The 24114-nt window shown below is 46.4% G+C and carries 27 protein-coding genes and 1 tRNA gene; 6 read left to right on the top strand and 22 right to left on the bottom strand.

Annotated features, from left to right (window positions below; translation table 11 throughout):
• Position 1 precedes the first annotated feature (1 nt).
• On the top strand, positions 2 to 250 hold the full coding sequence (locus NH568_RS04930) for a DUF3862 domain-containing protein (protein ID WP_253045059.1): 249 nt from the start codon (positions 2 to 4) through the stop codon (positions 248 to 250).
• 63 nt (positions 251 to 313) lie between these two features.
• Here NH568_RS04930 and NH568_RS04925 read toward each other — a convergent pair whose 3' ends face one another.
• Positions 314 to 817, bottom strand: coding sequence for a GNAT family N-acetyltransferase (locus NH568_RS04925; protein ID WP_253045058.1), 504 nt, complete (start codon positions 815 to 817; stop codon positions 314 to 316).
• Positions 818 to 917: 100 nt separating this feature from the next.
• On the opposite strand from NH568_RS04925, the gene NH568_RS04920 reads away from it, so the two are divergent.
• Positions 918 to 1121, top strand: coding sequence for a hypothetical protein (locus NH568_RS04920; RefSeq protein ID WP_046004397.1), 204 nt, complete (start codon positions 918 to 920; stop codon positions 1119 to 1121).
• 56 nt (positions 1122 to 1177) lie between these two features.
• On the opposite strand, the gene NH568_RS04915 is transcribed toward NH568_RS04920, so the two are convergent.
• The 11 genes from NH568_RS04915 to bioB all read right to left on the bottom strand — a co-directional run bounded on the left by NH568_RS04915 (position 1178) and on the right by bioB (position 10270).
• Positions 1178 to 1579, bottom strand: coding sequence for a DUF3574 domain-containing protein (locus NH568_RS04915; protein WP_253045057.1), 402 nt, complete (start codon positions 1577 to 1579; stop codon positions 1178 to 1180).
• Between the two features lie 80 nt (positions 1580 to 1659).
• Entirely contained in the window at positions 1660 to 2994 is a 1335-nt protein-coding gene (locus NH568_RS04910; RefSeq protein ID WP_253045056.1) for a hypothetical protein, read from the bottom strand.
• Positions 2995 to 3115: 121 nt separating this feature from the next.
• Positions 3116 to 3463 carry a 2OG-Fe(II) oxygenase gene (locus tag NH568_RS04905; protein ID WP_253045055.1) on the bottom strand — a complete coding sequence of 116 codons (348 nt, stop codon included), beginning with the start codon at positions 3461 to 3463 and terminating at the stop codon, positions 3116 to 3118.
• Between the two features lie 52 nt (positions 3464 to 3515).
• Positions 3516 to 5504, bottom strand: a complete 1989-nt coding sequence (locus tag NH568_RS04900) for a methyl-accepting chemotaxis protein (protein WP_253045054.1) — start codon at positions 5502 to 5504, stop codon at positions 3516 to 3518.
• Positions 5505 to 5678: 174 nt separating this feature from the next.
• The gene (locus NH568_RS04895; protein WP_253045053.1) at positions 5679 to 5897 is read right to left on the bottom strand and encodes a hypothetical protein; all 219 of its coding nucleotides are present in this window, start codon (positions 5895 to 5897) and stop codon (positions 5679 to 5681) included.
• A gap of 70 nt (positions 5898 to 5967) precedes the next feature.
• Positions 5968 to 6213, bottom strand: coding sequence for a Rho-binding antiterminator (locus NH568_RS04890; protein ID WP_253045052.1), 246 nt, complete (start codon positions 6211 to 6213; stop codon positions 5968 to 5970).
• Positions 6197 to 6643, bottom strand: coding sequence for a hypothetical protein (locus NH568_RS04885; RefSeq protein ID WP_253045051.1), 447 nt, complete (start codon positions 6641 to 6643; stop codon positions 6197 to 6199). The genes NH568_RS04890 and NH568_RS04885 overlap by 17 nt, the downstream gene beginning before the upstream one ends.
• A gap of 5 nt (positions 6644 to 6648) precedes the next feature.
• On the bottom strand, positions 6649 to 7344 hold the full coding sequence (bioD, locus tag NH568_RS04880; protein WP_253045050.1) for a dethiobiotin synthase: 696 nt from the start codon (positions 7342 to 7344) through the stop codon (positions 6649 to 6651).
• Entirely contained in the window at positions 7341 to 8096 is a 756-nt protein-coding gene (locus tag NH568_RS04875; RefSeq protein WP_253045049.1) for a methyltransferase domain-containing protein, read from the bottom strand. Before NH568_RS04875 ends, bioD begins: the two co-directional genes overlap by 4 nt.
• Positions 8093 to 9226 (bottom strand): 8-amino-7-oxononanoate synthase, encoded by a 1134-nt coding sequence (locus NH568_RS04870; RefSeq protein ID WP_253045048.1) that lies wholly within the window; start codon positions 9224 to 9226, stop codon positions 8093 to 8095. Before NH568_RS04870 ends, NH568_RS04875 begins: the two co-directional genes overlap by 4 nt.
• Positions 9227 to 10270 (bottom strand): biotin synthase BioB, encoded by a 1044-nt coding sequence (bioB, locus tag NH568_RS04865; RefSeq protein ID WP_046004389.1) that lies wholly within the window; start codon positions 10268 to 10270, stop codon positions 9227 to 9229.
• 114 nt (positions 10271 to 10384) lie between these two features.
• On the opposite strand from bioB, the gene bioA reads away from it, so the two are divergent.
• Positions 10385 to 11674 (top strand): adenosylmethionine--8-amino-7-oxononanoate transaminase, encoded by a 1290-nt coding sequence (gene bioA, locus NH568_RS04860; protein WP_253045047.1) that lies wholly within the window; start codon positions 10385 to 10387, stop codon positions 11672 to 11674.
• A 174-nt stretch (positions 11675 to 11848) separates the two neighbouring features.
• On the top strand, positions 11849 to 13186 hold the full coding sequence (locus NH568_RS04855; protein ID WP_054015033.1) for a lysine 2,3-aminomutase: 1338 nt from the start codon (positions 11849 to 11851) through the stop codon (positions 13184 to 13186).
• A 230-nt stretch (positions 13187 to 13416) separates the two neighbouring features.
• On the opposite strand, the gene NH568_RS04850 is transcribed toward NH568_RS04855, so the two are convergent.
• Positions 13417 to 13851: an AAA family ATPase gene (locus tag NH568_RS04850; RefSeq protein ID WP_046004386.1), complete on the bottom strand. Its 435-nt coding sequence runs from the start codon at positions 13849 to 13851 to the stop codon at positions 13417 to 13419.
• Positions 13852 to 14214: 363 nt separating this feature from the next.
• Here NH568_RS04850 and asnS point away from each other — a divergent pair, with 363 nt between their 5' ends.
• Positions 14215 to 15612, top strand: coding sequence for an asparagine--tRNA ligase (asnS, locus tag NH568_RS04845; protein ID WP_253045044.1), 1398 nt, complete (start codon positions 14215 to 14217; stop codon positions 15610 to 15612).
• 56 nt (positions 15613 to 15668) lie between these two features.
• Here the strand turns inward: asnS and NH568_RS04840 are convergent, their stop codons facing one another.
• From NH568_RS04840 to NH568_RS04825, 4 genes are all read right to left on the bottom strand, one after another.
• Positions 15669 to 16886 (bottom strand): glycoside hydrolase family 18 protein, encoded by a 1218-nt coding sequence (locus NH568_RS04840; RefSeq protein ID WP_253045040.1) that lies wholly within the window; start codon positions 16884 to 16886, stop codon positions 15669 to 15671.
• 140 nt (positions 16887 to 17026) lie between these two features.
• Complete coding sequence (locus NH568_RS04835) at positions 17027 to 17608, bottom strand: cytochrome P460 family protein (RefSeq protein WP_253045036.1); 582 nt, start codon at positions 17606 to 17608, stop codon at positions 17027 to 17029.
• Positions 17609 to 17618: 10 nt separating this feature from the next.
• On the bottom strand, positions 17619 to 18224 hold the full coding sequence (locus tag NH568_RS04830) for a hypothetical protein (RefSeq protein WP_253045032.1): 606 nt from the start codon (positions 18222 to 18224) through the stop codon (positions 17619 to 17621).
• 13 nt (positions 18225 to 18237) lie between these two features.
• Positions 18238 to 19230 carry a cytochrome c peroxidase gene (locus NH568_RS04825; protein WP_253045029.1) on the bottom strand — a complete coding sequence of 331 codons (993 nt, stop codon included), beginning with the start codon at positions 19228 to 19230 and terminating at the stop codon, positions 18238 to 18240.
• Positions 19231 to 19399: 169 nt separating this feature from the next.
• On the opposite strand from NH568_RS04825, the gene NH568_RS04820 reads away from it, so the two are divergent.
• Complete coding sequence (locus tag NH568_RS04820) at positions 19400 to 21820, top strand: methyl-accepting chemotaxis protein (RefSeq protein WP_253045027.1); 2421 nt, start codon at positions 19400 to 19402, stop codon at positions 21818 to 21820.
• A gap of 116 nt (positions 21821 to 21936) precedes the next feature.
• Here the strand turns inward: NH568_RS04820 and NH568_RS04815 are convergent, their stop codons facing one another.
• The 5 genes from NH568_RS04815 to NH568_RS04795 all read right to left on the bottom strand — a co-directional run bounded on the left by NH568_RS04815 (position 21937) and on the right by NH568_RS04795 (position 24077).
• Entirely contained in the window at positions 21937 to 22245 is a 309-nt protein-coding gene (locus tag NH568_RS04815; RefSeq protein ID WP_253045025.1) for a hypothetical protein, read from the bottom strand.
• A gap of 57 nt (positions 22246 to 22302) precedes the next feature.
• Complete coding sequence (locus NH568_RS04810) at positions 22303 to 22920, bottom strand: FKBP-type peptidyl-prolyl cis-trans isomerase (RefSeq protein WP_054015030.1); 618 nt, start codon at positions 22918 to 22920, stop codon at positions 22303 to 22305.
• Between the two features lie 156 nt (positions 22921 to 23076).
• Positions 23077 to 23442 carry a hypothetical protein gene (locus tag NH568_RS04805; RefSeq protein WP_253045022.1) on the bottom strand — a complete coding sequence of 122 codons (366 nt, stop codon included), beginning with the start codon at positions 23440 to 23442 and terminating at the stop codon, positions 23077 to 23079.
• A gap of 51 nt (positions 23443 to 23493) precedes the next feature.
• Positions 23494 to 23584: transfer RNA gene (locus NH568_RS04800), tRNA-Ser, on the bottom strand.
• A gap of 121 nt (positions 23585 to 23705) precedes the next feature.
• Positions 23706 to 24077 (bottom strand): hypothetical protein, encoded by a 372-nt coding sequence (locus tag NH568_RS04795; protein ID WP_253045019.1) that lies wholly within the window; start codon positions 24075 to 24077, stop codon positions 23706 to 23708.
• Between the last annotated feature and the right edge of the window lie 37 nt (positions 24078 to 24114).

Here is a 24114-nt window from a genome sequence, read left to right as displayed (position 1 = left end):
TATGAAAAAAATTTTAACTCTGACTCTGTTCCTCGGCCTGGCCGCCTGCTCTAAAGTAAGCATGGAAAACTACGACAAAATCGAAGTGGGTATGGATAAAACTGAACTAGAACAACTCTTGGGCTCAGCAGATCAGTGCGAAGAAAAAACCCTGCACACTAACTGCACCTGGGGCAACAACAGCAAACATATTAAAGTAACGCTGGTGTCGGATAAGGTTACCCTGTATAGCAAAAAAGGCCTGGAATAGACACTACGGGCTTGTTAGTACGCATTTGAGATACCCGGCTGAATAGCCGGGTATTTTTTATGACTACACAGGCAATTGGCTCGTGTGCAGCTCAAAAACGCATAGTCGCCCGCGATTAATTTGCTTAAATCCACACCCCTGCAATAAACGCTGACAGCCTGTATTTTCCTGTGAAACTTTACCAATAACCCAGGAAATCTCGCGATCAGGCACCAATTGTTCCAACGCATGCAAAGCGGCGCTGAGTGCCTCAGAGGCCAGACCCTGACGCCAAAATCGGGGAGCAAGCTCAATGCCCAGGTGAATGTGCTTTGTGTCTATGTCGTAATCGTACAACCCGAGCGTACCTATGAGTTCTTCTTCGTATTGTATCACAAAGCGCCCGCCTCGCCCTTCGTAGAATTCCTCAAGATCGGCTTGCAACATCGCCCTGACTTCTGGCTGGGTTAGCTTATCGCCATAATCATTGTACTGGCTTACCAAGGGGTCGTTTAGCAGTGCCACCAGCGCCGGTACATCACGATAGTTCACCAGCCTTAGCAGCAATCTGGGGGTTTTAATTTGCATCGGGTTCCATCATCCAAAAGCTTTTAATAAAGCCCTCTCTTTTTCGCTAAATTAGTATAAACTATCGGGCCTTAAGTAACAGCCGTCAGGAGTCGTTAAGATGAGCGAAGAGTATATTGTCATTCCCCCCACCACCAAAGTATGGTGCCCGGAAAAAGGCGAAGGCTGGACACTGACCGGGATCACCGGTATTGAAGAAAACACCTCGGTGATGTTCAGCGGCGTGCGCTACACTATCCCGGCAAAAACCATTGTCGAAGAACTGCTGCCAAATTATCAGGCGCGTGAAAAAGAACAAGCCTGATCCTGCACTTCTCCACGGTAATGAGCCCAAGTAACTACTAATACCGGGCTCATTCCCTACTCTTTAGTTGTACTCTTGTAGTCTGGCCCGATAAAATCCCACTCAGCAACCGGTACTTTTACCAGCATTACCGAGTCCTGGCCAAAACGACGGGCATATAAGGACGCCAGCATCTTGGCCTTTTCAACCCCCTGATCGTCTACAATCACAGTCACCACTTTAGAGCGCTCTGGTTTACCTTTGTAGTAACCAACCGAATCAACAACATTAAAACCATCAAACGTCTTCACGATTTCATCGTTTTGAAACGCTTGCCATTGCTCTAGTGATACCCCACCGCCACCTGGCAATGACAGACCAAAGAACAGCCTGAGCCGATAGACTTCATCTGCATAGGAAGGGAATGTGCCAAAAAGAATGACGGTTAAGATAAAAAAGGAACAGAGAAGTTTTGTCATTATCCACGCCATCAATTGTAGATTCTTATTCGGTAAATATATGAGATAAGTTTTCCAAAACCCTGGTTTAAGAATAATATTTACCACGCAAGAGGCTTATCTTCATTTTTCCAAAACAACCAGCGTCTAAACTCAGTGTGACCGCCGGTTCCTATTTCATATTCTTTTCGCTTGCCCGTATCCAACTCAATAATAGAGATATACCCGGCACAGGTAGAACAGACTAGCTTAGATTCGTCTGATGATATATCAATGTCACCAATATTAGCACCGATGTAATGCTGCCAATGTAGTTCACCGTTTTCACTAAACGCCCTCAAGTAGCCATAAGCATCGCCAATTATAAATTCATTGTGCCTGTGAACACCTGCGTATACTCTTGCTCCATCTTGGAGAATAGGCGTGTCTTCATTATCTTCGTATGGTTCAGTTTTAAAATCGGGCAAATGGCTAGTTGAGAAACCAATCGAAATGCCATTGTAGAAGTGACAAGAGTTCAACGCGATCATGTCAGAGTGCTTACTAAAAATTGCATAATGCGCGTATTCACTGAGATTTCCAATATCACCAATGAGGTTGTAATTTGCATCAAAAATTCTATGCGTACTGTATTGCTCACCTATCGCAATAAACCTCCCATCTGGAGAAATAGCTCCATGCGCCATGCTCAAGTCCACGGTCAACTCACGATCTGGTAGCTCTGTTTGCATCCATTCAAAATGACGGACTAAGTCTTCTTTTGTTGGTAACAAACGAATATTCTCATTATGACTTAAAACAAAAATTCCTTGCGAGCTTACAAATAACACCTTATTACCGTCTGGAAACGGAATCAACTGTGAAGGCCTTGGTGGCGTTTCAAACGCTTTAACATCAAACTGTGGTGGTACACTTTCAAGACCCGTTGGGTAGGAGAAAAATGACACTTCCCGTCCCAGCCAACCTTCGGTCACCGAAACACCATTATCCTTGCAGTAGGCGAAAAGCTTTTTATTCGGACTCCTACCGAAATAGCGGATACCGTCTATGGGTTTAACGGACAAGTCATCGATTTCTACCACATACCCTTCTTCATAAAAGGCACCAATTCTGGCGACAACCCGTTCGTCATCGAGGATGGCAACAACAGGAATACTTTGCCCATTTGATTCCAGCTCGGGGATCATTGGGCTATGAGCCAAAGGCCAATTTTCTCTTAGCTTAGTTATATCACCGTTTGTATTTGCTTCCCTTATTTCTTTCAGCAAATAGGAAACTAACTTTTCCCGTCCGTTGTCCTCAGGTACTGAACCTGCCTCTTCCCAGCCATGCTTCAACCCTTTTTCCACATACAGATTTACCTTTTTAGCAAAATCCAGTGTTTTTACTTTCCACTCTTTTTGGGCACTTTTCTTAGTTCTAAATATATTTATCATTTCGAGTCAATTTCGATTTTGTACCTAGTTCTTATTATCACAACATGAATTACTTTGATGGTGAAGTAATTTCAATCGAGCTTGTCCAGCTTAGAGTTATAACCAATAAACTATTGCCATATCAATGTGCTCTCACCCAACCAACACTTAACACACAGCGGCTGCCTTGCGTAACTTTAGTCACGGCATGGGCTTCTATGTCGGGTCTGAACAGTTTAACCCTTGTCCAGTTTACAAGGGTATTTAGGCAGATAAACTCTCCACCTTGTTTAGCGTGTTTAAGGATAATATTGAGCCGGTAATGTTTGCCAGAGTTGACCTGATCCACATGCTGTTTGATTTCACTGCCCGCCGGGAAATGGATCAGGTAGCAGTCGAATTTAATGGGCCAGATTGCGCCGCATAACAGCATTTTATCGTAGCCCGGGTCTTGCCTTCCCGCTTCCCAGCGCCATAACTTATTCAACATACCTGCACTCTCTAAACGCCTGCGTAGAGATAGTCTTGTTGAAACTGCGCCTTTAGTCGATTTTAAAATTGTCCATCGTGCGTTGCAGTGTATCACTGTTTAGTTTCATGTCATCAAAGAGTTTTTTCAGTGCCTGAGAGGTTTTAAGTTCTTCATTTGCCGCATCTAATACCGCGGTGGTATTACTGGAGATATCCTGTGCAACCACAGACTGCTGCTGCGCCGCCGTGGCCACTGAGGTAGTCAGTTGCTCTACGTGATTACTGTGATCGCTCACCTGCATAGAAACCTGGCGAGTTTGTTCTACCTCACTCATAATACTACTCGCCAGGCCGGTGTTTTCCTTAATGGCATTGACCACATTGCGACTGATGTCATTCAGATTGCTGAGTAATGTAGAGATCTGCTCCGACGACCCCTTACTGTTGTTTGCGAGCCCTCTGACTTCATCGGCAACGACCGCAAAACCCCGGCCATGTTCCCCCGCTCTGGCCGCTTCAATGGCAGCATTCAGGGCAAGCAAGTTGGTTTGATCAGCTACGCTGCGAATAGAGTCCAGTATGGTGTTAATCTCTTCCACCTGCTGCTCCATATTAAGTGCCATTTCGTTTACCTGCTCCATGTTTTGAGATAGAACATTCATGGCATCCAGATTGCGCTGATTGTCTTCCAGCAACTTTTTTGATTCGTCATTAAGCTGATCACTGGCTGTCAGCGTATCTGAGGCCGCTTTGGCGATGTCTTCGCTGGTTGCCGCCATTTGTTCAATGGCCGCAGCGATATTGGTGGCGAGACTCTGGGTGCGCTGCGCATCTTCAGTCACATGACCGGCGGCTTTTTCCATTTGATTACCAAGCTTAGTCCCTACATTAATTGACTTGGATAACCCCACCAGCAGATCCTTAAAAGCAAACACCGTATTGTGAATGGACTCTGAGATTTTACCCAGCTCATCACTGGTTTTTAGCCTCACATCTAAGGTCAGGTCACCATTATTCGCAACTTTAGTCAAAATACCGGTTAACTCATTCAGCTCACTGCGCAACGAAGTAAACAAATGCGTGTTGATCACTATTATGATGAGCATAAAGATCAGAAATAATACAAACAGCCAGACCATTTGATTGACCAGATCCGCTTTATACGCCTCGCTGATTTCTTGTGTATGTGCCCACTGGCTGTCGAGTAACGCTTTTACATCCTGAATTTGCCCTGTTGCCTGGGCAAACCACTGGCTGCTATCGGGCAATCGCGAAAAATCGACGTTATCGGCCGTCGAAACCGTCGTGATAACGCTATCCAGTGTTTGTGCACGGCTGTCAGACATGATCCGTTTATACGTATTCAGCACGTCGCCAGACAGCGCAGTCTCAAGCTGCTCTTTCAGAAGTGATAGCTGTAGCTGGTAATAAGCGAGATCCCGTGCCACAGCTTCATTGACTGATTTTCTTGCCAGCACGCCATTCACTTTCCCCCGCAACTGACCTTTTCTTTCCTTACTTTGTGCCATTAAGAAAGCAATGGATAAATTCGACGCCAACTCGCGGTTAGTTACATAGGCCTGCATACGCATCGCAGTACTTAACGCAAGCTGATTTACATGGCTGTAATAATTGAACGCATTCTTTCCTTGTTGCTGATCAACCTCGCGACGCAACGCATCTTTTTCCCGTAACAAAGAAAACAAGTTCGGTAGCCATTTTTGTACTTTATCGTCTTCTTTAAACGCCCCGTTGTATAACCCCGCCAGCGCATTAACCGCAGCATCGGCTTTCAATCTTTGTGCAGCAACCGCTTGTCGGGTTTGGGCACTTGGATTACCCAAAAAACCAGCCGTTAAACCCCGCTCCACAGCGTGGTGATGTGCCACTTTTTCCATCGCATCCAGCAAGCCTATGTAGGCAATGTCATTTTTGGTGGCTTCAATATCCTGCCAATATTGGTAAACCACTTTGCTAAGCAGGATTAAAATGAAAATAAGTAAGGCGGTAGAGCTGATAATGGATAATTGAATAATGGAAAAGCGCTTAAGCAGATTCATGATTTCTCCGGTGATCACTTAATGACGCCAATCTGGTACACCATGACTGGCCATCCTTATTGATACTAAAGATAGTCAAAAATCTGCAAAATCAACAATAACTGTACTGCGACCTTCGTTGGGTGGCCTTAGCGTGGCGGACTAGGAGTGGCAGGCTTTTGTCTGAGTGTTCTCCTAATCAACCTGTGTCACTCTGGGGTAACGTTCACAAGACAGTTCATGATAAATATCATCCAGATACTTCGCCAGCTCACCCTCATCCAGCTCAGGCGGGATCACCACATCGTACACGCGTGCTCGGATCCCTGTATCTGAGTCAATAAACAACTGCCATTGTGCTCCAATACGGCTCACAGACATGCGCTTGCCAAATACGTTGAACCTGAGTGTCATGCATGCTCCTTAAAACAAAGTAGGTACGCTCAGACGCAGTTTTCATTAATTTAAGGAGAAAGTCGATGGGTTAATTAAATTGTTTTTCATAAAAATGAGGGTTGGCCACGGTGACTGTCAGCTTATTAATGTGAGTGAGCAGAACTTGCCTGGTTGTGCCTGAAACAGTCAGTTGAATACATTCTTCGTTGTTCACATCACGACAGAGGTCTGAAGCAACGCCCGAAACTTGCTCACCATTTCGCAGCCCAAGCGTCACCGGGTAGCGAAACAAACAGACAATTTCAAAGTAGTCATAATCACTGCAACTGACCATACGCTGACTCTCCTGTTCCAAGTGTGCCCATGACTATCTGATGCACTGAGTGCTGTCTGAACAAGTTTGACGCCGTAATGACATCTTCAACTGACGCGTCTGGCGATATGTACAACCAAACACTTTCCGTAGGGTTCTCGATGCGCAACTTATCTACTAGCTTACCGAGCTCGCGGATCTCAATCAGAGGGTAACTAACCTTCTCATACATAAAGTATAGATGGCCACTCGCCAGCAATTTTACTTTAATCGCTCTGTCGTGGGCACAACCATAGTCGCAATGGTTGATTGGTTTTCCTTTGATAACAGCAAGAGCCTGAGTTGACGGCTGTCGCGGAGTAACGAACAGCAATAGCAGGAATGCCAAACTCAGGCCCGCATAGCTCAGTACAGACAATACTGAGTTATCACTACGGTGCTGACGACGCACTCGGGTCACGCTTTGGCGCTGTGCTGAAGACCCAGTAAATCAAGCAATGCACTGTGGATCTGTAGTTTGGGTGTGCCTTCGCTGTATGGTGCGACAGCAAGCAATGGTGCTTTTAACCGCTGTTTTAAGGTCTCCAGATTAGCGTCGTATTCCTGCATCTCGGGGTCTACCTGATTGGCCACCCAACCAACACAGTTTAGCCCTGCGGCGGCTATTGCCTGCTCGGTCAAAAATGCATGGTTCAGACAGCCAAGCTTCATACCCACCACCAGGATCACGGGCAATTCTTCTTGCTTAATCCAGTCATACAAAAACTGAGTATCGTTGAGCGGCAACGCCCAGCCACCGGCGCCTTCCACCAGCGTATACTCAGCACCTAAGCTGCTTAGTTCCTGATAACTTTCACTTAAGGCTTCACAGCTAATAGTCACACCAGCGCGCTGGGCAGCAATATGCGGTGCAATGGGCGGCTCAAAGCAAAACGGATTGATCTGCTCGTATTTACCATGCACAGACGCCGCTTCCATCAGGCTTAGTGCATCTTCATTAACCAACTGGCCAAAGGCTTCCTCGGCACCTGCCGCCAGGGGTTTAAAGCCCACCGCTTTTTTCCCCCGCTGGGCCAGTAGTTTTAGCAGCAAAGAAGACACATGGGTTTTGCCCACTTCGGTGTCTGTGCCGGTGATAAAAAATGCACTCATAATTTAGTTAGCTCCATAAACGCAACCTGATAACTTAACTGGGCACGGCCATTGGTAAGTGGATATCCTGCCAGTAATTTACGATATTGTGTCTTGCCCAGCAAGCCACGGCGCTGGCCTTCATGTTGCAACTGGTTAGCACCAATGGCTTTCACAGATTTAAAAGCTGCCTGTGCAGTTGCAAAGGTTTCTTTAAGGCACATCAGCTGGGCATCATCTAGTGCAAACCCAGCTTCTTCGCTATAGGTAAGCAAACTGTCGAAGGGTGTAAACCGATTAACATGACAGTGCGCATCTACATTCTGCCAGGCCTGCTGTATTTCGCACAGCGAGCCATCGGCAACAACACTCAGATAGGCTTTACCGCCGGGTTTTAATATTCGATTCAGCGCCTTAAACAAAGCCGGATGATCCTGGCTCCATTGCATAGCAAAGTTGCTGAAGATGGCATCTACACAGTTATCTACCAGCGGTAAATTGTCCATATCCGCGCAGACTTTTAAAGCATCCTGAGGCCCCTGCTCTAACATACCGGCACTCAGGTCCAATGCCACCAGCTGAGCGCAGCGTGCACTTAGCGCGTCATAGTGCTGCATAGGACCGGCGCCCAGGTCTAACAAGGTTGTACTGGGTTGGGTAATTTTCCTGAGCAGGATCTCCGCCGCTTGTTGCTGGACATTGGCATGCTGTACATAAACCTGAGACGCGCGAGAAAAACGTGAAGCGACCTGCGCTTTAACTGACGCACTCATATCGCCTCCTTAAGTGCATTAAGTAACGCATCTATATCTTGTGTTGTATGCGCCGCAGTCAGCGTCACTCGCAACCGGGCTGCATTTTGTGGCACCGTGGGTGGGCGAATGGCAGTAAGCCAAATACCCCGCTCTTTGAGCTGCTGTTGCGCCGCCAGAGCATTGTCTGCTGAGCCCAGCACAATAGGCTGAATGGCTGTGTCTGAGGGCATCACTGCAATGCCTAATTGCGCAGCGGATTGTGTAAAATAGGCAATGTTATTTTTTAATGCCGTTCTTTGTGACACTGCACCGCGTAACTGAGCAAACTGGCTGCTTGCTATACCGGTCAGCATGGGCGACATCGCAGTGGAATAAATGTATTCGCGGCTAAACTGTAATAAATACTGCTGAACCCTTTCACTGCATAACACCGCAGCCCCCTGACAGGCCATGGCTTTGCCAAAAGTGATCACCAAAAGTTCTGGTTTTACGCCACGTTCAATACTGCCCAGACCGTTGTCGCCTACTACGCCCAGTGCGTGGGCGTCATCGACCATCAACCAGGCGTTATGGGTTTTTGCAAGCTGCGCAATATCAGCTAAAGGGGCGCAATCCCCATCCATCGAGAACACACCTTCCGTCACAATCAGTTTGTGTTTTGCTTTGGATTTTTCGAGCCGGGCACGCAGATGCCCCACATCATTGTGGTTGAATCGGGTCAGCCTAGCCTGACTATGCAGCGCACCGTCGAGCAGGCTTGCGTGGTTGAATTTATCCTGAAACAGCTCTGACTCGCGCCCAACAGCCGGGTCGTTAAATAGTGCCTGAAGTACACTGGTATTGGCTGCAAAGCCGCTTGCAAAAAGTAATGCGCTTTCGTAACCAAAAGCTTCGCACAACTGTGATTCAAATGCCTCATGTACAGACTGAAACCCGGTCACCAGCGCTGAGCTGCGACTGCCTGGTTGGCCTGTCAGGTTCAGTGTTTGGTCGGCCAGTGCCAGATAATCGTTACTGGCAAAGTTGAGGTAACGCTTACCATCAACTTCAATTTCACGGGCAGAGACCTTGTCAATGCACTGACGATGGCGCAGCAAAGAGGCAGCAGCTCTGCTACTCAGAGCCGCATCGATGAACTCAAAGGCCATTTAGTTGGCTTCGTAGAACAGTTCAGAAGTGGCTTTGTCTGCAATGGCAGAATTCAGAGACGCTTCATAGGCTTCGTCTGAGTAATCCTGACGCTTCTCCGGCTGCATACCGAGTTTTCTTAGCAGGTTCATGTCTGCGTCGGCTTCCGGGTTTTCTGTGGTTAATAGCTTGTCACCGTAGAAAATCGAGTTTGCACCGGCAAAGAAGCACATCGACTGCATCTGCTCGTTCATGGCAGTACGGCCCGCAGACAAGCGCACATAGCTGTACGGCATCATAATACGTGCGACAGCAATGGTGCGAATAAACTCAAAGTGGTCCAGATCTTCTACGTCCTCAAGTGGTGTGCCCGCTACTTTCACCAGCATGTTAATTGGCACACTCTCAGGTTGTTTTGGCAAGTTAGCCAGCTGCATCAGCAGACCATAACGGTCAGAAGCTTGCTCACCCATACCAACAATACCACCGGAACAGACTTTCATACCCGCATCACGTACATGATCAAGTGTATCCAGACGATCCTGATAAGTCCGCGTGGTAATGATCTGCTCGTAGTACTCAGGCGATGTATCCAGGTTGTGGTTGTAGTAATCTAAGCCCGCTTCTCTGAGTGCATGGGCTTTATCATTATCAAGCTTGCCCAGTGTCATACAAGTCTCCAGGCCCAGCTCTCTGACTTCGCGCACCATTTTCTCGATATAAGGCATGTCGCGATCTTTCGGATCAGACCAGGCTGCACCCATACAAAAACGCGTTGCGCCTTTTTCTTTGGCCACTTTAGCCTGGGCTACCACTTTTTCTACTTCCATCAGACGTTCACGCTCCAGGTCGGTTTTGTAATGGCCCGACTGAGGGCAGTATTTACAATCTTCCGGACACGCACCGGTTTTTATCGATAAGAGTGTAGAGATCTGTACTTCATTGGGATTAAAGTTTTTTCTGTGAATGCTCGCAGCATGAAACAACAGATCATTGAATGGCATTTCAAATAGTGCTTTAACTTCTTTATGCGTCCAATCGTGACGTACTGTGCCCAATTCCATAATTATTCTCTTCTTTTGACTGACATTTTTTAGTCAGTTGTTATGACGGTGATTGGCTTAGTCTACTTCTTGCTTTACCATTGTCAACACGGACCACTTAAGCAAGGTTTACAAGTGAGCAATAATAACACTATTGATTTAGCCTTTGATAAAGCGCATATCTGGCACCCCTACACCTCCATGCTGGATCCTCTGCCCGTTTACCCGGCAAGCCATACCCAGGGCAACCGTATCCACCTGGAAACAGGCGAAGAATTAATTGATGGTATGGCATCCTGGTGGAGCGCGATTCATGGCTATAACCACCCCGACATTGTAACTGCAATTACTCAGCAAGCAGGCAAGATGAGCCATGTTATGTTTGGCGGGCTGACCCATGCCCCGGCGGTTGAGTTGTGTAAAAAGTTGGTTGCCATGACCCCGGCTCCCCTCAATAAAGTGTTTCTGGCAGACAGCGGTTCGGTTAGCGTTGAAGTGGCGATTAAAATGGCTCTGCAGTACTGGCTAAGCCGGGGCCATACACGCAAAACTAAACTGATGACGGCGCAAAAAGGCTATCATGGCGACACCTTTGCCGCCATGAGTGTGTGCGACCCGGTGAATTCTATGCACAGCATGTATCAGGGCTTTTTGCCGGAGCATATTTTTGTGCCAGCACCCTCCAGGCGCTTCCATGAACAGGCATGTGAAGAAGAGCTAGCGCAACTTGAAGCGTCATTTGCAGCCCATTCTCAGGAGGTTGCCGCGTTTATCATTGAGCCTATTGTACAAAACGCCGGCGGGATGAACTTCTATCACCCTGATTACCTGAAAAAGCTCCGCACACTGTGCGACCAATATGATGTTTTGCTGATCCTCGACGAGATAGCGACCGGCTTTGGCCGTACCGGAAAATTATTTGCCTGCGAGCACGCCGGCATTAGCCCGGATATTCTGTGCCTGGGTAAAGCCCTGACCGGTGGCACCATGACACTGTCGGCAACGCTCACCACAGATGAGATAGCCATTGGGATCAGTCAGGGCGAAGCCAAAGTGCTGATGCATGGGCCTACCTTTATGGGTAATCCGCTGGCCTGTGCTGCTGCGAATGCAAGCCTGACCCTGTTGCAAACGAATGCCTGGCAAGAGCAGGTCCAACGGCTGGCAAATAGTTTAACGTTGCTCGAGCGTTGCAGAGCACTGGACGCGGTGCAAGATGTCAGAGTGCTGGGCGCAATCGGGGTGGTTGAAGTAAACCGCACCATAGATGTGGCAAAAATACAGCGCTTTTTTATTGAAAAAGGCTTGTGGATCCGCCCGTTTGGCAGGCTGATCTATCTGATGCCCCCTTATGTCACACCGGATGAAGATATCGCGCAACTGGCTGATGGGATTTATGACGCCATCGCACAGAACGCGTACTAGCTTTCCTCAGCACAGCTAAAAAGTGTGATAATAAAAGCAAAATTGGCACTTTTTTTGCCAATTTTGCAATTATTTAAGATATTTCATCGTTTGTACCTGAAATCATTTCATGGCTTTGTTAGACTAGGCGACTTTGATTGTAAATTTCGAAATAGAGTTGAGAATCGAGTAACTATGCAACAAACCGTCAAATTGCAGCCAGCTGAAGCTTATCAGCCACCGCGCTTTACTGTTTATCAACACCGTCAGATTGATAAAATTGAGCAACTTGAAAAACTGCCTGAGCACCTGCGCTTCCAGATGAAGGTGGTTGCAAACGTTTTCCCTTTCCGCGTGAACAACTATGTTATTGATGAACTGATTGACTGGGACAAAGTACCTAACGATCCCGTTTTTCAGCTTACTTTCCCTCAGCGCGGCATGCTGGACGACGAGTCGTACGAAGAAATGGCCGCACTGCTTAAACGTGAGCACACGCCTGAAGAAGTTTTTGAGCTATCAACCAAGTTAAGACAAAAGCTTAATCCGCATCCAGCCGGTCAGATGGACAAAAACGTCCCCACCTTTGACGGTGAGCGCGTTGAGGGCATTCAGCACAAATACAAGGAAACCGTGCTGTTCTTCCCGGCACAGGGCCAGTACTGTCACTCTTACTGTACTTTCTGTTTCCGCTGGGCACAGTTCGTTGGTAAAGCAACCCGCTTCAACAACAACGACGAAGATCTGCTACACAGTTATCTGGAAGAGCACACAGAAGTGACCGATCTGCTTATGACAGGCGGTGACCCTATGGTTATGCGTACTGTTAAGCTACGTAAATACCTGGAAGCGCTGAAAGAGCCGCGCTTTGATCATATTCGTACTATTCGTATTGGTACTAAATCTCTGACTTTCTGGCCATTCCGTTATGTGACCGATCCGGATGCGCAAGACTTGTTAGCCCTGCTTAAAGAGCTGGTCGACGCCGGTAAGCATGTGTCTATTATGGCGCACGTTAATCACAAGCAAGAGCTACGCACTGACATTGCCAAAGAAGCGATTAAATTGCTACGCAAGACTGGTGTACAGATCCGTACTCAGGCGCCTTTGCTTAACCACCTCAACACCGACCCTAAGATGTGGTCTGAGATGTGGAAAGAACAGACACAAATGGGCATGATCCCTTATTATATGTTCATTGAGCGTGATACTGGTGCAAAGCGTTACTTTGAATTGCCACTTTACAAGACCTGGGAAATCTTCCGCGATGCCTATAAAGATGTATCGGGTGTGAGCCGCACAGTGCGTGGACCTTCCATGAGTGCCGGACCAGGTAAGGTTGAAGTCTCAGGTGTGACAGAAATCAACGGCGAAAAAGTGTTTGTATTACGGTTTATTCAGGCCCGTAATCCGGATTGGGTGCAAAGACCTTTCTTTGCCAAATACGATGAAGAAGCAACCTGGCTGGATGGCCTTAAGCCAGCATTTGGCGAGGAAAAATTCTTCTGGCAGGACGAATACGAAGCCATGTAAGGGTTCAAGCTCTAAAAAAGCCGACAACATTGTCGGCTTTTTCTTTTCAGATAGTCGCTATTTGTAATACCAATTTGCTTTATTAAGTGTTCTATCTTGAGGCAAGAAAATAGGGTCGATAACAAGGCAAAAATTTTGGCATTTAGTTGTTCTAAATAAAAAATTTTTAACACCGTTAGCGCCATATTTGCTCCTTCAAATTGAACAGGTATTAAGTGAAATTGGTATAGCTACCACTCAAACATATAGGCCATTTTACTGATGGTTCTCAGTGCCACACCATGCGTGTTACGTTTGGCATATAAGTGCTGCATTGATTTATCTTTCACTTCGCCGACTATCACTTCTTTGACCTGATATCCCATCGCCTGTGCTGCACTGGTGTAAGCAACAAACTCCCAGCGTTTGATATTGGTGTTATCAGCTATCACCAGCGGGATCCCCTCAGCCAGCGCATTGATAAAGCGTGCCAGGTTCAGATTATGGTATTCCGGCAGTCTGAACTTTTCAAAATGATATTCGCCCTGCTCATTATGAAAGTAATCATCGGTAGAGCAAATGATGAATTGCGTTTCGTCGCCTGCGACCAACTCGTCTGCCAGTGCGTAAGCGTAATGTGTTTTCCCAGAGCCAGGTAATCCCCGTAATATAAATGCCTGTTTCATCTATTGAACGACTTATATCCAGTTTTTCTTAGTAGTAGGCGGATATAATGCCATAAATTTTGCATTTAAGTAATTCATCAGGCAAAAGGCACGCAGTTTTTACTCGGTAACCAGCAAACTACTACCAACTTCTCATAATATACAGCTCTGATATGAGCAAATATTAATCGTTATCTTGCCTGCGCGTCCCGAAGAGGATAAAAAAGCCTTAAGAAATTAGCTCAGACCCGCATTTGGTGGTTTTTTTATATGTCCATCGCAGGTAAGATACGACATAGCTGACTGCGCAAAAAGCGTGGTCATGGCAGTGAGTTAAACAACACACGCAACAGACTAATTATAAATAATCATTTTGGAGTAAAGATGAGCCACACAGCGATAACGGAGCTACTAGCAGGCACCGTTGCGGTAGACAGCCAAGTTACTGTAAAAGGCTGGATCCGTACACGACGCGATTCAAAAGCGGGTATTTCATTCCTAGCCGTCCATGACGGTTCTTGTTTCGATCCTATTCAAGCCGTAGTCCCTAATTCGCTTAATAATTATGAAGAAGTGACTCGTCTTACCGCTGGCTGCTCTGTGGCCGTAACAGGTATTCTGGTGGCCTCTGAAGGTCAGGGCCAGGCATTCGAAATTCAGGCAAACAAAGTAGAAGTACTGGGCTGGGTTGAGAATCCGGATACCTACCCGATGGCAGCAAAGCGTCACAGCATCGAATATCTGCGTGAGCATGCACACCTGCGTCCACGCACCAACGTTATTGGCGCGGTTACTCGCGTTCGTAACTGTTTGTCGCAAGCAATCCACCGTTTCTTCCACGAAAGGGGCTACATGTGGATCAGCACCCCTATCATCACAGCGAGTGACTGTGAAGGTGCGGGCGAAATGTTCCGTGTTTCTACACTGGATATGCAAAACCTGCCGCGCACAGACAAGGGCGACATTGATTACAGCGAAGACTTTTTTGGTAAAGAAGCTTTCCTGACCGTATCTGGTCAGCTGAACGGCGAAACGTATGCCAGCGCCATGTCAAAAATCTATACGTTTGGCCCAACATTCCGCGCAGAGAACTCGAATACCTCGCGTCACCTGGCGGAATTCTGGATGGTTGAGCCGGAAGTCGCCTTTGCCGATCTGGACGACATTGCGACCCTTGCCGAAGACATGCTGAAATATGCCTTTAAAGCTGTATTAGAAGAGCGCCGTGACGACATGGAGTTCTTCGCACAACGCATCGAAAAACAGGCAATCACGCGTCTTGAGTCCTTTATCGACAAAGACTTCGCACAGGTTGATTACACCGATGCGATCGAGATCCTGAAAAACTGTGGTAAGAAGTTTGAATTCCCGGTTGACTGGGGCGTAGATCTGCAATCAGAACACGAGCGTTACCTGGCAGAAGAGCACTTTAATGCGCCGGTAGTTATCAAAAACTACCCGCGTGACATCAAAGCTTTCTACATGCGCCAGAACGAAGACGGCAAAACCGTTGCCGCAATGGACGTTGTTGCACCGGGCATCGGTGAGATCATCGGTGGCTCTCAGCGTGAAGAGCGTCTGGATGTACTTGACCAGCGCCTGGAAGAAATGGGTTTGGATAAAGAAGACTACAGCTGGTACCGCGACCTGCGTAAATACGGCACAGTGCCGCACTCAGGCTTCGGTCTGGGCTTTGAGCGCCTCGTTGCTTATGTAACCGGTATGGGCAACGTCCGTGACGTTATCGCCTTCCCGCGTACCAAAGGTAGCGCAACTTACTAATCTTATTTAGTTTTAAAAAGCCCCGCTTGGGGCTTTTTTTATGCCTGTGAACTTACTTATTGGTCTGCGACATAGTTCTGGCACGCCCCCAATTCGGTGTACCTGTGCGCATGCCCTTCAGTCATAGGTGCAACACCATGCAAAGGACCACCGTTAACCCGCCAGTTTTTTCCTGCAAAGCTCACGACATCCCCTGTGTGATACACACTCGGGTAAGCTTGCCAGGACTCGGCACAAGGCTGGCATTTAGGTAGAACTTCCCCAATGGCATCCAGCAACTTATTCTCACCGCGCGCGTCCTGATGCAGCTCCCAGATAAAAATGCCCGGATAGCCATTGTCGGCAACAAACTGTGACTTGGTCCTTACCAGCTCCGGCGTCTCCCAAAAATGCAGATAGTTATCCAGCTCATAGAAACCAGCATTGTAATCTACGCCGAGTCCGTCAACGAAGGTTTCGACAGTGTCTCGTGCCGTATAAGTCATCACAGGGCCACTCACCCCGTCCGGGAATGACTTATTGTAAAAAGGAATACCTAAGCTGGTTTTGCTCACGTCATACTTAGTGATCATGCTCTGGCTCCATTGGGCAGGATTAACCAAGCCATCGTGAATATAAGACCAGGCAGCATGATGGTTTTTCGGTGAGCCACCCCAGCCGCCGGTATAGTCATAGGCCATGAAGCGTATGTAATCGGCATACTCGTCTAAGTCCGGATGGAAGTTAATCCCCGACCAACCACCGGCCTGAACATCAACACTCACCTCCAGGTCTGCAGGTAAAGCTACTCTCAAATCTTTTACCAGCTCCAGCAGATAACCACTTTCCACTGGGTTTGGCTGGTTGTATGTACTCCAGTCTTCCCAGTCGACATCAATACCGTCTAATTTGTGTAGCTCAGCATAAGCAACCAGGTTTTTTACCAGGTTGGTCCGGGCCTGCTCATCCATAGACAAAAAGTCGACGCCGGCACCGCCCACTGAGATCATGACGCCTGTGTTATTAGCATGGGCATGTGCCACAATGTCATCGATATAGCGATCAGCTTCAAGTGTATTCAGCGTGCCATCGGCATTGGGATAGGCAAATGCCACTATGATATGGGTGAGTTTATCAGTGGCCAGATCCTGAACATCCAGCTGACCGCCCGCCGGGTAATCCCAGGTAGAGTAAAAGCCTTCCACCCTTGGACAGAAAGCATCTTGTGCCCAGGCCGCCTGCATTGACAGACCAGATATAGCCACCGCTAAAGTTAGACAGGTTTTCTTAAACATAACGCGCTCCATGTTGTATAAATATTAAACACAACAAATATCACGTTAACAAAAAATTTAAAATTGAAGATTTATAATAGTGTCGCATACCGCCTGTTATGCACACTCTTTTTTATGCCCCAAATATGGGAGTCGAATATTTATTTACTTTTTGAATAGAAATTAGCAAAAATGTAATCGCGCTCTTTGATACTTTCGTGGCAGCTGGCACAGACTTTTTGGATTGCACCGTCTGAGCCCTTACCCGCCAGTAGCACTTTCCCTTGCTTATCAAACTGCACATATTCCCAATCACCATGTGTGGGTGAATAACCTGGCTGACGTTTAATCATCATAGTGATCGTCAGAGCTTCATGGGGCGACCCCGACTGAGAAGAGAAATTCTCTTTTAAAACAATCGTGCCCGGTGAATAGGACTTAAAGTTAGGCACCGGCTCTTCTTCGTCTTCATCCTCATCGTAATCCTGATAGAGCCGCAAATATTCCAGATAATTGCTTTCATACACTCTGACATCTTTATTCAGAAACACGACGATAAATTGTTGCCAATGTAAGCCTGAGTGTTCAAACCCCGTTACGCGTGTCCAGTTTGTACGGTAATCGATCAGTTCAGCCTGATACTGTGGCGGTATTTTAAAGGGGTAAACCCCAAATGGGTCTGCAATAACCTGGCCTGATGCAGCAATAAGACCAGCCGCCAGCGATAGCAAAACGCGTTTCATACGCTGCGCCTTATTTTAAAGTTAAGCTTAAGTTGGCTCTGAGTTTTCCCTTGTACATCACCTCTATCGACTTTGCTTCTCCAGGAGAAAGCGTAACCTCGACCGGCTCATATTTAGGAATTTGTAACACAAACGTGCTGGCAGATCCGGCATCTAAGTCGATTTTATAAGTTTTTTGTTTTTTCGTGAAAGGCAGTACCTGATAGGTGTCAGAATTCACGTTGGCAATGTAACTGCGCATTTTTGGGTGGATTTTGCACCCAATACGAGTCAGTGTATTTTCCGACCAATCAGCAGACACTTTGGTTGTCTGACCCTGATTCATCAAACCCACATCAAATTTCACACCTGAATTGGGATCATTGGCAAAAATATTATGCTGAAATTCATCTGAGTTTTTAAAGGTGATCTCACCATTTTTACCCACCACAACCACTTTCTTGTCGAACACCTTATTCGCCTGGTCTAGTTCAGCAGCCTTAGGTCCTGCCCCATTTTTTGCATACAAGATACCTGCAAAAGGCGGCTTCTTAACGAAAGTAAGTTCTCCGGTTAGGGTGGCAGCCTGTGCATTAAAAACCATGCACAGGCCCAGCGCTAGCATACGTTTAATCATGGTGTTTTTTCCTTTATTGAGGAATGATTGGTCGTTGGATCACAACGGGATCAGTCAACGCGGCCATAAAGGCAACCAAATCCGCCTTTTCCTGAGTAGACAGGTTGAGTGGCACAATGAGCGGGCTTACATTTTTTGTGCCCACAGCCCCTTTATCATAGTGTTCCACGACCTCTTCGAGCGTACCCAATGAACCATCGTGCATATAAGGTGCGCTCATAATGATATTTCTTAAACCCGGGGTTTTAAAAGCCCCTTTGAATTGCGCACTTTTATCCAGTTCGAAACGCCCGATGTCTTTGTTATCTATCCCGATATTATGAAAGCTATCGTCTGTAAAATTTTCACCATCATGGCATTTGGTACACCGTCCCTTGCCGACAAAGACACTTAAGCCCCTGATTGCTGAGGGCGACATAGCAAATTTATTGCCCGCCAGATATTGGTCAAAGGGCGAGTTATCACTGATGATGGTTCTTTCAAAGGCGGCGATGGCCCGGCCGACATTTTCAAAAGAAATCTCGCCATAAATTTGCGCAAACTCATCCCGATAAAACTTAACCTCTTTCAAACGCTTGACCACATCTTTAGGGGTCATTTGCATTTCCATATCGGATACCAGTGGCCCCAAAGCTTGTTCTTCCAAAGAAGCGGCTCTGCCGTCCCAGAAGAAAGTGACAGACCAGGCCAGGTTATACAAGTGTGGCGCATTTCTACCCAGGATATCTCCCCCACTGCCAATGCCTTTGGCCAGACCGTCACTGAACCCCAGTTCAGGGTTATGACACGTCGCACACGACTGATTATGGTGCTTCGAAAGTCGAGTGTCATAGAATAGCGTTTTGCCCAACAGGATCTCTCTTTCGCTGGGTTCCTCGTCATCGGGGTACTCAATGTCATCTTTATCAGGGGTACCTAACCCCCCTATGTTCACGCCAGCGCTAGCCCCTACTTTCACACTGCCTATGCAAAATGCCGCAATCAAAAACAGTCTCAACGTACTCATTTCCCCCCCTTCGACAATAAAGTTAAGGTTAATTTTTGAACTACAGCAAGGATTGACTATATTTTTCGATAATGCAAAAAAATAAACCCTATAACGCAACACCTGTTATATGAAAATTGTCTTATCTGCCAAAGCAGTTTCTTCATACTAGTTTATTAAGTGAGAACAGATGGATATATCACGCATCGTGCCAAATATCGCGATACAAATGTTAATTGCTTTTGGTATCATCACGTCGCTCGGTATCTTCAGTAATCTTTTTGTCTACCTGAATACAGGGTCTATCGGACAGAGCTTTACGCAATTTTCATCAGTGTCATTACCACTGGTAAAAGCGAATTCAGATTTAAGAATGGCGATACTAGAAACCCAGATTTCTTTGAAAGAACAAATCATCACTGGAAACAGTCCTGAAGAAAGACGCAACTCCATCGCAGCCAGACAAGCAGCCTGGAACAATATCAACAAGCACTTTGCGCAATTACAAGCACTGGCGCAGCAAACAGGCTTTGAAAATCGCATTTTAAGTACTATTGAACAAAACCTGCGCCAACTGAATACCGAGCAACAAGTTGTCTCCGATATTAGTAATACTGTAGACAACGAGCCAGCAGTTAAAATTTTGGTCACCCAGGCTATTCCGCTGGCCGAGTCTATGGTGGGGCTGTTGTCAGAGCTCATAGAGTCCGAGCTTGAAGAAGATCCCGACGAAGAGCGTATGGAGCTGTTCAAGCTCCTGGTTGACTCGAAAATGAGTTTTGCAACCGCGATCTCCGAGTTACGCGCCTTCTTGTTGACAAGGGAGCAAAAAAATATAGACGGTTTCGATCAAGCCTGGTTTGCAAACAGCGATGCGTTTGTCGCCATTTTGGACGATTACGAGGAGTTGTTCAGTGAAGCTCAACTGATGAAATGGAGCGCTTATAGTGAAGAGCGGGAAAAAATTGCGCCACTGACGATTTTAGCCTTTGAGAAACAAGCAAGCCCGGATGCGAATTTCGCCACTAAGCATTTACGCGAAGTGATTTCTCCGTTGACTAAGCAAATCTTTGCGCAACTCAATGAGCTGAACTCACATGTTGCTCAGGTATCTGCAAGTGGGATTACCACCGTTGAAACCGCACTCAGCGATATGTTTATCGTCATTACAATCGCTTCCTTGATCACAGTGATTATTGCCAGTTCAATCAGTTTTCTGTTCAGTAACAAACTCAAACAACGGATCCAGCTGCTACTGGAGCGCGCGCAAAACATTTCCGTCGGGAACTTTCAGACCAAAGAAAGCTACTTCTCAATGCATCATAAGGATGAATTAAATCAACTTTCGGAAAGCTTTAATCATATGACACTGTCGCTGTCTTCGACTATTTCAACCGTCCGGCGGCAGTCAAGACAGGTTGGACATTCAGCACACCAAGTTGCAGCAATTGCGACCGAAATAAGCTCCGTCGCGAAAAGCGAAAATGACGGTTACAACCAGGTGATGCAGGTTATTGACTGTTTTATGGAGTTGTTGCACGAATCAAGTAACGCCATAGAGCAAAGCAAAGGCGTCCTGGACCAGGCCAGGCAGGAAGCCGACTCAGGGATCGCTGCTGTAAACAGTAATTTAGAAGAAATGAACAGAACAGTCGAAGTGGTTGAAGTGGCCTCCAAAGAAGTCGGAGAGTTACAGTCTGCCAGCGAACAAATAGAAACGGTAACAGATGCAATTTCAACAGTCGCAGACCAGACTGCGCTGATCGCACTGAACGCCGCGATTGAAGCAGCCAGAGCTGGAGAACAAGGCAGAGGTTTTGCGGTTGTCGCCGATGAGGTCAGAAGTCTGGCAAAGCGCACAGCCGCCTCCACGGACGAAATCAGACAGGTCATTACACAACTGCTGACTAAAGTGTCGGATGTCATCAATTTAATGACTAATATCATAGAGCAGGTCAATATCAGTAAAGCGCGCTCTGACGAAAGTGGCCAGGCACTGAAAGCGATGACCCTGACGATTGACAGGATAGTCTCCGCCAATGAGCAAATTGCAGATCGGTCAAACCGTCAAAGTGATCAGATGATTGAAATGCAGCTAAAACTGCAGCATTTGTTTGCGTCGCTCCAGCAAAATGCAGAAAAAGCCCAAATGGTCTCTATGATTGGCGGGGATTTATATCAAACGTCAGAGTTGGTCAATAACTTAATGGACAGCTTCTTCTTCGATGAAGACAAAGACTCCTATATTCAGCAACAACACGAGAAAAGGCGCTCTGACAGAGTTGAAGCTAAAATAAAACTAAACATTGAAACAGATGATCAAATCTATTCAACGATTACTCGGGAACTAAGCTGTGTTGGTTGTGGTGTTATTTTGAGTCAGCAGTTGAACCAGGCGCTGGATATTAACAGCACCGTGACCCTGATCCTGTACGAGCCAAAGAAAAATTACTCCGAATACATGCAGCAACAGCCACTAAAAATACCCGCTAAAGTGATCAGAAAAGAAGACCGTTCAGATGAGCATGCCTACTACGGCTTAGAGTTCGATGCAAAAGATGCTAACCAGGTTAAAGTATTGGAACAACTGTACGCATTTTTTGATGAGTAACGAAGAGTAAAAAGTCATAGCTCAGGCAATTTGTTGAATGAGCTTAACGCAGTATCTCACAAGCTCATGTATTAAGTGTAGATACTGCTCAAAAAGCGTAAAAGAAGCAATATGCTTTAATCATATATCTTCATGTTTACTAACTTATAAGCATTTCTGTAAGGGTAACTTGTTTGACAGTCACCAGCGCCATTGGCCCAGACCTTCTTTCCGGACAATTGCGCTGCCAGTAGCATAGAAAAGAGCGCCTTTTCATACTCTGAACTTAGCGGCAGATAGTAACGTGAACCACAACTAGAATTCGGTTTGCTAAATTCAACTAAAATGATGTTATTAGCGCCTGACAGAGTAACGGTACCAGACGTTTCCTTAGAAGCGAGTACAAGGTTAGGTAAGAGCAAAAGTAGTAGTAATAGTTTTTTCATGGTTATCTCCTTTAAACATAAAAGAGGCTGCTAAAATAAGCAGCCTTAGTACTGAAATTAAAGAACTTCCAGTAATTCAACATCAAAGATCAGAGTTGAGAATGGTGCAATTGATGCACCTGCACCACGCTCGCCATAAGCAAGGTCATGTGGTACGTATAGACGCCACTTAGAACCAACAGGCATTAGCTGTAGTGCTTCAGTCCAGCCTTTGATTACGCCATTTACTGGGAACTCAGCAGGCTGACCACGCTCGTAAGAGCTGTCGAATACGTTACCGTTGATAAGAGTACCGTGGTAATGCACGCGAACAGTTGAATCAGCTGCCGGCTTGTCGCCTTCACCTGTTTCGATTACTTCGTACTGCAGACCAGACTCAGTTACTGTGATTTCAGCGCGCTTGGCATTTTCTTCCAGGAATGCAGTGCCTTCAGCAGCCAGTACTTTGGCTTCTTCTTCACGACGCTGTTGAATTTCTGCATTGATTTTTTCAAATGCAGCCTGGATCTCAGGGATCTCGACACGGAATGCTTCACCGGCGTAGGCATCTTTCATACCTTCGAATACCGAGTTCAGGTTCAAACCTTCAAATGGGTTAGACTTAAGTTGCTCGCCCATTTGCAAACCAATACCATAACTTGCCTTTTCAGCATCTGTGTTGAATAAATCTGACATATTAGATCCACTTATTTATCAGTTTAAAAGAAGCGGCAGTGTATCACAGCGTATAGATGACTAACAGGGAGGTAGATAACTTTATAGAAACAGCGCAGGAAAGCGCTGCAAGCAGCCTGGCTGGCTGCCTGCAAAAATAAGAAGATTCTGCCTTAGTTACGTTTTACTTTGGCTTTTGAGTTTGAACTCTCTGACCATGAAAGTGGCAAACGGTAAACTAAGTGTCAAACCTATGATCAATTCGTTGCTGTAACCCACCAATCGCTCGGTGAAATAACAACCAAAGCCAACTACGCCGAAAACCGAAATAACCACACCAGCAATCATAGGGAATAATTTTTCATACTTGGTGATGATGTGACCCACCAACAGGTTGAAGGCAAATGTATACAACAAAGTTATCCAGATACTGGGATACTCCTGACCATCAATTGCCAATACCAACGCAGCCTGCAGGCCACTTAAATAGAAGAAACTGAAAATCACCCATAACGAACTATGAATAACAACTTGCTTAGTCATCACTGCCTCCTAACGAAAAAAACCGCCGTATAGGCGGTTTTGGGAATGAGGTGGCGGAGAGATAGGGATTTGAACCCTAGATACGCTATTAACGTATGCCGGTTTTCAAGACCGGTGCTTTCAACCACTCAGCCATCTCTCCGTTGTTGGCGCGCATTCTATTGTGCTGCGGCGTAAATGTAAAGTCTTAATTCAATATTTTGCAAAAGCAATGATTAGGTGGTTACCTTTTATGCACTTTACCCACTTTTCGGTGTTGCCGGTTAATAATACTGCTTTGGTCTTCTCGCAAACAGCGCACCGATTACGCTCACCCCAACGCATATGAGTATCACAAACGCCATATCGACGATGCCCTGTGTTGGGTCAATTACCGGAAACAAATGTTCAATGAAAATAGGAATGACGGACATGACAGTCACACAACTGAGTACCTTAAATGCACGACTAAAGTCAAAGCGTCGACTATAGCTCATCCAACTTGTTAATATGAGCAGGAAGCAAGCTGGTGACAATAATGCTAACCACACCTCACTGATGTGCGGCAGTAAGATACCAGTAGAAACACACCCTAAAATACCCCAGACAATCCAAGTCCACCAATTCTCCCGTTCTTTTAAAAAAAGATTGCCCATTACTATTCTTCTTATAATTGTGTTCTGAGACTGCTAC

Origin of the sequence: Pseudoalteromonas sp. XMcav2-N (genome assembly GCF_024124545.1) — a bacterium.
Taxonomy (GTDB): domain Bacteria; phylum Pseudomonadota; class Gammaproteobacteria; order Enterobacterales; family Alteromonadaceae; genus Pseudoalteromonas.
The sequence above is the reverse complement of the archived record's forward strand: the minus strand, read 5'-3'. Positions and strand labels throughout refer to the sequence as shown.